Below are 8768 nucleotides of genomic sequence, written 5' to 3'. Positions count from 1 at the left end.
CCCGCCGGAGCCGGCGTGGACACGAACGGCACCCCGGCCGACGCCGTCGGGGCCGACGCGCCCACCGGGACCGACGGCGACTCCCCGGAGGAGCCGCGCGACCCGACCCTCGCCGCACTCGCCGCGCGCCTGCCCGACGAGGTGCTCGTCATCGACGAACACCCCCGGTACCACGTGCAGACCTGCCGGGCCCTCACCGGTCGCCCGGTGATCCCGCTGCCGGTCAGCGAGGCCGTCGAGCTCGGGTTCACGCCGTGCGGCTGGTGCGCACCGAACCGGACCCTCGGCGACCGCCACCCCGCCCAGGCCCGCTGACCAGCAGCGCGGCGCGCCCCACGGAATAACGGGGCGCGACCGCGCGCTACCCTGGTTCCACAGGCACCGATCCGGCCATCACCGGGGAGCCTCCGGAAGAAACGGCCCCGGGCCGGAGTAGAACCGGACGGGTGCGGCCCGTCATCGCCGTCGAAAGAGAGGCCCGTGCACCCGTGCACGGGCAAGCGGGGTGGTACCGCGGCCCGGCTCTCCAGAGCCGTCGTCGTCCCCGTGCGAAGCGAGAGCACGCACGAGGAGCGACACACGTGAGCGGCTATCCCGACGTCCCGGCGCACCCGTCGTTCCCGACGCTCGAGCAGGACGTGCTCGCGTCGTGGGACACCGACGACACCTTCCGCGCCTCCGTCGACCGGCGCGCCGCCGGCGAGAACGGGGCCGACGAGTACGTCTTCTACGACGGTCCGCCCTTCGCCAACGGTCTCCCGCACTACGGCCACCTGCTGACCGGTTACGTCAAGGACGTCGTCCCGCGGTACCGCACCATGCGCGGTCACCGGGTCGAGCGCCGCTTCGGCTGGGACACCCACGGCCTGCCCGCCGAGGTCGAGACCGAGAACCAGCTCGGCATCAAGCACAAGTCCGAGATCGACGAGATGGGCGTCGCCGCGTTCAACGAGGCGTGCCGTACGTCCGTGCTGCGCTACACCGGCGAGTGGCGCGATTACGTGACCCGCCAGGCCCGCTGGGTCGACTTCGACAACGACTACAAGACCCTGGACCTGGACTACATGGAGTCCGTCCTCTGGGCGTTCAAGTCGCTGTGGGACAAGGGTCTCGTCTACTCCGGCTTCCGGGTGCTCTGGTACTGCTGGCGCTGCGAGACACCGCTCAGCGCCACCGAGACCAAGATGGACGACGTCTACACCGACCGGCAGGACCCGGCCGTCACCGTCGGGCTGCGCCTGTCGACGCCGGACCGCCCGGAGACCGACGGCGCCCTCGCCCTGGTCTGGACGACCACTCCGTGGACCCTGCCGTCGAACCTCGCCGTGGCCGTGCACCCCGACGTCGACTACGTGGTCGTGGAGGCGAACTCCGAGCGCTGGCTGCTCGCGGAGGCCCGGGTCGCCGCGTACGCCCGCGAGCTGGGGGAGGAGCCGCCGGTCCTGGCGCGGGTGACGGGGTCGGACCTGCTCGGCGCGAGCTACACCCCGCCGTTCGACTTCTTCACCGGCCGCGAGAACGCCCACCGCGTGCTCGCCGCGGACTACGTCACCACCGAGGACGGCACCGGGCTGGTCCACATCGCCCCCGCCTTCGGTGAGGAGGACAAGGAGGTCACCGACGCGGCCGGCATCGAGGTCGTCAACCCGGTCGACTCCCGCGGCGAGTTCACCACCGAGGTCCCGCCGTACGCCGGCATGCAGGTGTTCGACGCGAACCCGCAGGTCATCCGCGACCTCAAGGACGGCAACGCGCACGCGCAGGGCGTCCTGCTGCGCCACGAGACCTACGACCACCCGTACCCGCACTGCTGGCGCTGCGGCAACGCGTTGATCCAGCGCGCCGTCGACTCCTGGTTCGTGCGCGTCACCCAGTTCCGGGACCGGATGGTCGAGCTCAATCAGGAGATCGACTGGACGCCCGCGCACGTGCGCGACGGCCAGTTCGGCAAGTGGCTGGAGGGCGCCCGCGACTGGGGCATCTCCCGCAACCGCTACTGGGGCAGCCCGATCCCGGTGTGGCAGTCCGACGACCCGCGCCACCCGCGCACCGACGTCTACGGCTCGCTCGACGAGATCGAGCGCGACTTCGGCGTGCGCCCGACCGACCTGCACCGGCCCTACGTCGACCAGCTGACCCGGCCCAACCCGGACGACCCGACCGGGCGCTCGACCATGCGCCGGGTGCCGGAGGTGCTCGACTGCTGGTTCGAGTCCGGCTCGATGCCGTTCGCGCAGGTCCACTACCCGTTCGAGAACCGCGACTGGTTCGAGCACCACTACCCGGGCGACTTCATCGTCGAGTACAACGGCCAGACCCGCGGCTGGTTCTACACGCTGCACGTGCTGGCCACCGCCCTGTTCGACCGGCCCGCGTTCCGCAACTGCGTCGCGCACGGCATCGTCCTGGGCGACGACGGCGCGAAGATGTCCAAGTCGCGCAAGAACTATCCCGACGTCAACGAGGTATTCGACCGCGACGGCAGCGACGCCATGCGGTGGTTCCTCATGGCGAGCCCGATCCTGCGCGGCGGCAACCTCGTCGTCACCGAGCAGGGCATCCGCGAGGGCGTCCGCCAGGCGATCCTGCCGCTGTGGAACACCTGGTACTTCCTGTCGCTCTACGCCGGCGGGGAGCGCGGCACGTTCCGCACCGACAGCCCGCACGTCCTCGACCGGTACGTGCTGGCCAAGACCGCCGACCTCGTCGACGGCGTCACCGCGGCGATGGACGCCTACGACATCGCCGGGGCCTGCGACCGCATCCGCGACCACGCCGAGACCCTCACCAACTGGTACGTCCGGCGGTCCCGGGAGCGGTTCTGGTCCGGGGACGCGGCCGTGCGGCAGGACGCCGTCGACACCCTGCACACCGTGCTGGAGGTGACCTGCCGGGTCGCGGCGCCGCTGCTGCCGCTGACCACCGAGGCCATCTGGCGCGGTCTCACGGGGGAGCGGTCGGTGCACCTCACCGACTGGCCCGCCGGGTCCGACCCGTCGGTCTCGCAGCGCGAGGCCGGAGCCGGGCTGCCGCACGACGCCGACCTCGTCGCCGGGATGGACCGGATCCGGCAGGTCGCGAGCGCGGCGCTGTCGCTGCGCAAGTCCGCGAAGGTGCGGGTGCGCCAGCCGCTGCCCGCGCTGACCGTCGCCGCGAGCGACGCCACGGCGCTGGAGGACTTCACCGGGCTGCTCGCCGACGAGGTCAACGTCCGCTCGGTCGAGCTGACCGACGACGTCGCCACGCACGGCCGGTTCGAGATCGCCGTCAACGCCCGGGTCGCCGGACCGCGCCTGGGCAAGGACGTCCAGACCTGCATCCGCGCGGTCAAGGCGGGGGAATGGTCCCAGGAGGGCGACACCGTCGTGGCCGCGGGGATCGCGCTGCAGCCGGGCGAGTTCACCGAGAAGCTCGTCGCCGCCGACCCGGAGCGGACCCAGGCCCTTCCCGGGAACGCGGGGCTCGTCGTCCTCGACACCACGGTGACGCCGGAGCTGGCCGCGGAGGGCACCGCCCGCGACGTCGTGCGCGTCGTGCAGCAGGCCCGCCGTGACGCGGGTCTGGACGTGTCCGACCGGATCGCGCTGACCCTCGACGGGCCGGACGCGGTGCTCGACGCCGTCCGGACCCACGAGGCGTTCGTCGCCGGGGAGGTGCTGGCGACCTCGGTCGCCTACGGCGCCGCCGGGGACGGCGGGTCGAGCGGGCAGGTCGTCGGCCCCGACGGCGCGTCGGTCACGCTGTCGGCCGCGGTCGCCCGGGCCTGACCGGTACCGGCGCCGACCACCGCTCAGGGGCGGGGTGCCACCGTGAGACGGACGCGGTGGTCGGCGCCGGAGACCCGGGTGACCTCGACGGTCGCCGGGACCCCGTCGATCCGGCACGCGACCGTCGCGCCCTCGGCCACCGGCGGGCAGCGCGGGGACAGGAGCACCGCGTCCTGGCCCGCAGCGCGCAGCGGGTCGCGCACGGCGGACATCAGGACCCCGGCCGACGTGTGGGTCCCGGTCGGGCCGGGGCCGGGGACGACCACGTCCAGCTCCGCGACGCCGTCGGCGGACACCGGGACGTCCCAGCGGGTCCGCACGACCTCCTGCGGGGTGCGCCCGCGGTAGCCCTCCACCCACGTCCCGTCGACGCGCACGGTGCGCCAACCGTGGCGGTCCTCGTCGTCGTGCATCCGGCAGCCGAGGACCGGGTCGTCGCCGTCCAGGACCGGGCAGTCGGCGGTGCCGCCGGAGTGCTCCCGGCCCGTCGCCGCCTCGACCAGCAGCGCCGCGCCCTCGGCCGGCGACGGCAGCGGTTCGCGCTGCGACCACAGCACCAGCGCGGTCGGGAGACCACGACGACGACGGTGAGCGGCAGCCACCACCGGGGCGGGCGGGGTCGATCGGGCACGGGGACGGCCTGCCTGGCCGACCGGGACCGGCCGGAACTCCGCAGAACCACCGGGCCCTATCCTCACCCCATGGGTGACGCGGCGGAACGGTGGCGGGAACGCCAGCTCGGCCGCGGGATCCCCGACCACGTCCTCCGGTACGCCCCCGCCGACCCGTGGACCCACGACCCCGCCGACTTCACCCCGCCCGCGGAGCCGGCCGACACGCCGTCGCACCGGGCGGCGCGGGCGATCGCCGAGCGTGCCGCCGCGTGGACCTGCGCCGGGGCGTCGGTGCTCGACGTCGGCTGCGGGGGCGGGGACGCCGTGTTCGGAGCGGCGTGGCCCGAGCCGTCGCCGGTGGCGCGGGTGGTCGGCGTCGACCGGCAGGCCGACATGCTGGCGGTGTTCGCCGCGGCGGCCCGCGCCCGGGACCTGCCCCACGGCACCGTGCACGGCAGCTGGCCCGACGCGGCCGGGGACGCCGGACGGCACGACGTCGTCGTCTGCCACCACGTGCTGCACAACGTCGTCGACCTGCCCCCGTTCCTCGCCGCGCTGACCGGCGCCGTCCGCACCCGCGGCGGGATCGGCGGCGTCGTGGTCGAGATGCTGACCGAGCACCCGCTGGCCTGGCTGGACCCGCTGTGGGAGCGCTTCCACGACGTGGTCCGGCCGCCGTCGGCGACCCACGACGACGCCGTCGCGGTGCTGCGCGAACAGCAGGGCGTCGCCCCGGAGGTCCTGACCTGGACCCGTGCGGCCCGCCTGCCGCACGACGCCGCCTGGGTCACCCGCCGGCTCTGCCTGCCCGCCGACCGCGTCGAGGAGGTCGCCGCCGCGCTGGTGGACCTCCCGCCGCGGCGCACCGACGCCGTCACCCTGACCTGGTCGCCCTGAGCAGGGGGCCCCGGTGAGTCTGGAACTGATGCTCGGCATCTCCGCGGGGGTGCTGCTGCTCGGCGTGCTCGCGGTGCGCGTCTCGGTGCGGCTCGGCCTGCCGTCGCTGCTGCTCTACCTGGGCATCGGCGTGCTGCTCGGCGAGTCCGTGCTGGGCATCCGGTTCGACGACACCGGCCTCACCGAGTCCCTCGGCCTCACCGCGCTCGTACTGATCCTCACCGAGGGCGGGCTCACCACCCGCTGGTCGGCGGTGCGGCCCGCGCTCGGGCTCGGGCTGCTGCTGTCGACGCTGTCGGTGCTGGTGTCGATCGCCGTCGCGGGCGGGCTGCTGCACCTGCTGCTCGACCTGGAGTGGCGCACCGCGCTGCTGTGGGGCGCGGTGCTGTCCTCCACCGACGCCGCAGCGGTGTTCTCCGTGCTGCGCGGGGTCGCCGTCCCGCAACGGCTCGCCGGGACCCTGGAGCTCGAGTCCGGGATGAACGACGCGCCGGTGGTGATCGCCGTCGTCGTCCTGGCCGGGACCGAGGCCATCAGCTGGACGACGCCGCTGCTGGTCGTCTACGAGCTCGTCGCGGGCGCCGTCGTCGGCGTCCTGCTCGGGCTGGGCGCGGCCTGGGCGCTGCGCCGCGCCGCGCTGCCGTCGACCGGCCTGTACCCGCTCGCGGCGATCGCGTCCTGCCTGCTGGCTTTCGCCGCCGGGCAGGGTGTGCACGCCTCGGGGTTGCTCGCCACCTACTGCGCCGCGCTGGTGCTGGGCAACTCCCGGCTACCGCACCGCAGCGGCGTCGTCTCCTTCGCCGAGGGCACCGGGTGGATCGCCCAGATCGGGCTGTTCGTGCTGCTCGGCCTGTACGCGGTGCCCGAGCGGCTGCCCGCCGCCGTGGTGCCCGCGCTGATCTGCGCGGCGGTCGTCCTGCTCGCCGCGCGGCCGCTGTCGGTGGCCGCCGCCGCACTGCCGTTCCGGGTGCCCTGGCGCGAACAGGCGTTCCTGTCCTGGGCGGGGCTGCGCGGAGCCGTGCCGATCGTGCTCGCCCTCGTCGCGGTCACCGAGGGCGGCGGCCAGAACCAACGGCTGGTCGACGTCGTGTTCGTGCTGGTCGTGCTGCTCACCCTGGTCCAGGGCACCAGCCTGCCCTGGGTGGCGCGGCTGCTCGGGGTGGTCTCGCGCACCGACACCCGCGGCGTCGAGGTCGACGCCGCCCCGCTCGACGAGGTCGACGCCGAACTCCTGCAGGTGAAGGTGCCCCCCGGGTCCCGGCTGCACGGCGTCTACCTGCGCGAGCTGCGGCTGCCCCGCGGGGCCACGGTCAGCCTGGTCGTACGCGACGCCGAGGCGTTCTCCCCGGGCGGGGACACCCGGCTGCGCGAGGGGGACCAGTTCCTCGTCGTCAGCACCCGGGAGAACCGGGAGGACACCGAGCGGCGGATCCGCGACGTCGACCGCGGCGGCAAACTGGTCCGCTGGCACGAGGGCCGGGGCCGGCCGAGCGGGCGGGCCGGCTGACCGGCCGGTCGGCGGTGTCGGGGCGACCCGCATAATCACGGGTGTGAGTGCCGACCCCCCACCCCCCACCGCGCCGATCGACCCCGCCGTACGACGGCGCGGTGTGGCGCTGCTGGCGGGCATCGCCGCGGTGTGGCTGGCGCTCGACCTCGTCACCAAGATCGCCGCCGTCGCCACGCTGGAGGGGCAGCGGCCGGTCACCGTGATCGACGGGTTCTTCTACCTCACGCTGCTGCGCAACCCGGGCGCCGCCTGGTCCATGGCCACCGGCTACACCTGGGTGCTGACGATCGTCGCCGTGGTCGTCGTCGGCGTGATCATCCGGATCGCGCGGCGGCTCGCCTCGACCGGCTGGGCGATCGGCCTCGGCCTGGTCCTCGGCGGTGCGCTGGGCAACCTGGTCGACCGGTTCTTCCGCGCGCCCGGGCCGATGCGCGGGCACGTCGTGGACATGCTGGCCTTCTTCTCCCCGGACGGGAGCGTCTTCCCCGTGTTCAACATCGCCGACACCGGCATCGTGTGCGGCGGCATCCTGCTGGTGCTGATGGCCGTGCGCGGCATCGAGATCGACGGGAGCCGCGAACGTGGGTGAGGTACGCAGCATGCCGGTGCCCGACGGGCTGGACGGCATGCGGATCGACGCCGGGCTGTCCCGGCTGCTGGGCCTGTCCCGGACCGTCGTCGCGACCCTGGCCGAGTCCGGCCGGATCTCGGTCGACGGCCGCGAGGCCGGCAAGTCCGACCGGCTGCCCGGCGGGTCCTGGCTGGAGGTCGAGCTGCCCGACGCCCCGGCGCCCGCGGTCATCGAGGGTCCGGCGGAGGTCGTCGCGGGCCTGACGGTGCTGCACTCCGACGACGACATCGTCGTCGTCGACAAGCCGGTCGGGGTGGCCGCGCACGCCTCCCCGGGCTGGACCGGGCCGACCGTGACCGGCGGGCTCGCCGCGCTCGGGTTCCGGCTGTCCACCTCCGGCGCCGCCGAGCGGCAGGGCATCGTGCACCGGCTCGACGTCGGCACCACCGGGGTGATGGTCGTCGCCACCTCCGAGCACGCCTACACCGAGCTCAAGCGGGCCTTCAAGGAACGCACCGTCGACAAGCGCTACCACGCCGTCGTGCAGGGGCACCCGGACCCGTCCTCGGGCACGATCGACGCCCCGATCGACCGGCACCCGCGCCACGACTACCGGTTCGCGGTGATGCAGAGCGGCAAGCCCAGCGTCACCCACTACGACACCATCGAGGCGTTCCGCTCGGCGAGCCTGCTCGACGTGCACCTGGAGACCGGGCGCACCCACCAGATCCGGGTGCACTTCTCGGCACTGCGCCACCCCTGCGTCGGCGACATCACCTACGGGGCCGACCCGACGCTGGCCAAGCGGGTCGGGCTGTCCCGGCAGTGGCTGCACGCCCGCACGCTCGGGTTCGCCCACCCCGCCGACGGTCGGCACGTCGAGTTCACCAGCCCCTACCCGGCCGACCTCGACGCGGCGCTGGACGTCCTGCGGGACTGAGCGGCGTGAGGGGGCTGAGCACCCGCGCGCTCGCGTGGATCGCCGCGGTCATGGCGGTGGTGTTCCTCGGCGCCGTCTGGGCCGCCGGGTCCGGGCCGTCGGCCGGGGCCCCGGCGGCGACGGGGTCGGTGCGGCTGGGTCCCGACCCCGGCCAGGACGTCGCCGGCTACCTCGCCGGGCTGCCCGCGACGCTGCCCGCACCGGGGGTGTCCGTGCCCGCGCTCGTGCAGTTCACCCGCCCGCTGGCCCCGTCCGACGCCGCGGCCGCGGGCTCCGGGACGACGACCACGACCGCGGTGTTCCGGGTGCCGTTCGACCGGGTGCAGACCGCGCTGCGGTTCGAGCCGGTCACCGGCACCGGGGACCCGTCGGCCGCGCTCGGCGTCGCCCGGGAGCGGGCCGCCTACGCCGCCGAGGCCGACGCCGACCGCGCCACCCGCGACGGTGGGGGAGCGGCCACCCCGGAGGC

7 protein-coding genes and 1 pseudogene are annotated in these 8768 nt (G+C 74.6%); 7 read left to right on the top strand and 1 reads right to left on the bottom strand.

Annotation, left to right across the window (positions count from 1 at the left end):
- Nucleotides 1-315: pseudogene (locus NH602_RS24725) on the top strand (hypothetical protein); the annotation flags it as partial.
- Nucleotides 316-581: 266 nt separating this feature from the next.
- Entirely contained in the window at nucleotides 582-3767 is a 3186-nt protein-coding gene (ileS, locus tag NH602_RS24720; protein WP_179760355.1) for an isoleucine--tRNA ligase, read from the top strand.
- 23 nt (nucleotides 3768-3790) lie between these two features.
- On the opposite strand, the gene NH602_RS24715 is transcribed toward ileS, so the two are convergent.
- On the bottom strand, nucleotides 3791-4369 hold the full coding sequence (locus NH602_RS24715) for a hypothetical protein (protein WP_253069030.1): 579 nt from the start codon (nucleotides 4367-4369) through the stop codon (nucleotides 3791-3793).
- Nucleotides 4370-4468: 99 nt separating this feature from the next.
- On the opposite strand from NH602_RS24715, the gene NH602_RS24710 reads away from it, so the two are divergent.
- The 5 genes from NH602_RS24710 to NH602_RS24690 all read left to right on the top strand — a co-directional run.
- Nucleotides 4469-5278 (top strand): bifunctional 2-polyprenyl-6-hydroxyphenol methylase/3-demethylubiquinol 3-O-methyltransferase UbiG, encoded by an 810-nt coding sequence (locus tag NH602_RS24710; RefSeq protein WP_073573912.1) that lies wholly within the window; start codon nucleotides 4469-4471, stop codon nucleotides 5276-5278.
- A 28-nt stretch (nucleotides 5279-5306) separates the two neighbouring features.
- Nucleotides 5307-6785: a potassium/proton antiporter gene (locus tag NH602_RS24705; protein WP_073573911.1), complete on the top strand. Its 1479-nt coding sequence runs from the start codon at nucleotides 5307-5309 to the stop codon at nucleotides 6783-6785.
- A gap of 43 nt (nucleotides 6786-6828) precedes the next feature.
- A complete protein-coding gene (gene lspA, locus NH602_RS24700) occupies nucleotides 6829-7377 on the top strand; it encodes a signal peptidase II (RefSeq protein WP_073573910.1) in 549 nt (182 codons plus the stop codon).
- A gap of 10 nt (nucleotides 7378-7387) precedes the next feature.
- Nucleotides 7388-8299: an RluA family pseudouridine synthase gene (locus NH602_RS24695; protein WP_062404557.1), complete on the top strand. Its 912-nt coding sequence runs from the start codon at nucleotides 7388-7390 to the stop codon at nucleotides 8297-8299.
- Nucleotides 8300-8304: 5 nt separating this feature from the next.
- The coding region (locus tag NH602_RS24690; protein WP_253069029.1) for a hypothetical protein at nucleotides 8305-8768 on the top strand (464 nt) is incomplete at its 3' end.

Origin of the sequence: Pseudonocardia sp. McavD-2-B (assembly GCF_024124365.1) — a bacterium.
Classification (GTDB): Bacteria; Actinomycetota; Actinomycetes; order Mycobacteriales; family Pseudonocardiaceae; genus Pseudonocardia; species Pseudonocardia alni.
The sequence above is the reverse complement of the archived record's forward strand: the minus strand, read 5'-3'. Positions and strand labels throughout refer to the sequence as shown.

Excerpts from the sequence above, each read along its gene's own strand:
- NH602_RS24710 (WP_073573912.1), top strand. The coding sequence starts at position 4,469 with ATGGGTGACGCGGCGGAACGGTGGCGGGAACGCCAGCTCGGCCGCGGG.
- NH602_RS24705 (WP_073573911.1), top strand. The coding sequence starts at position 5,307 with ATGCTCGGCATCTCCGCGGGGGTGCTGCTGCTCGGCGTGCTCGCGGTG.
- NH602_RS24695 (WP_062404557.1), top strand. The coding sequence starts at position 7,388 with ATGCCGGTGCCCGACGGGCTGGACGGCATGCGGATCGACGCCGGGCTG.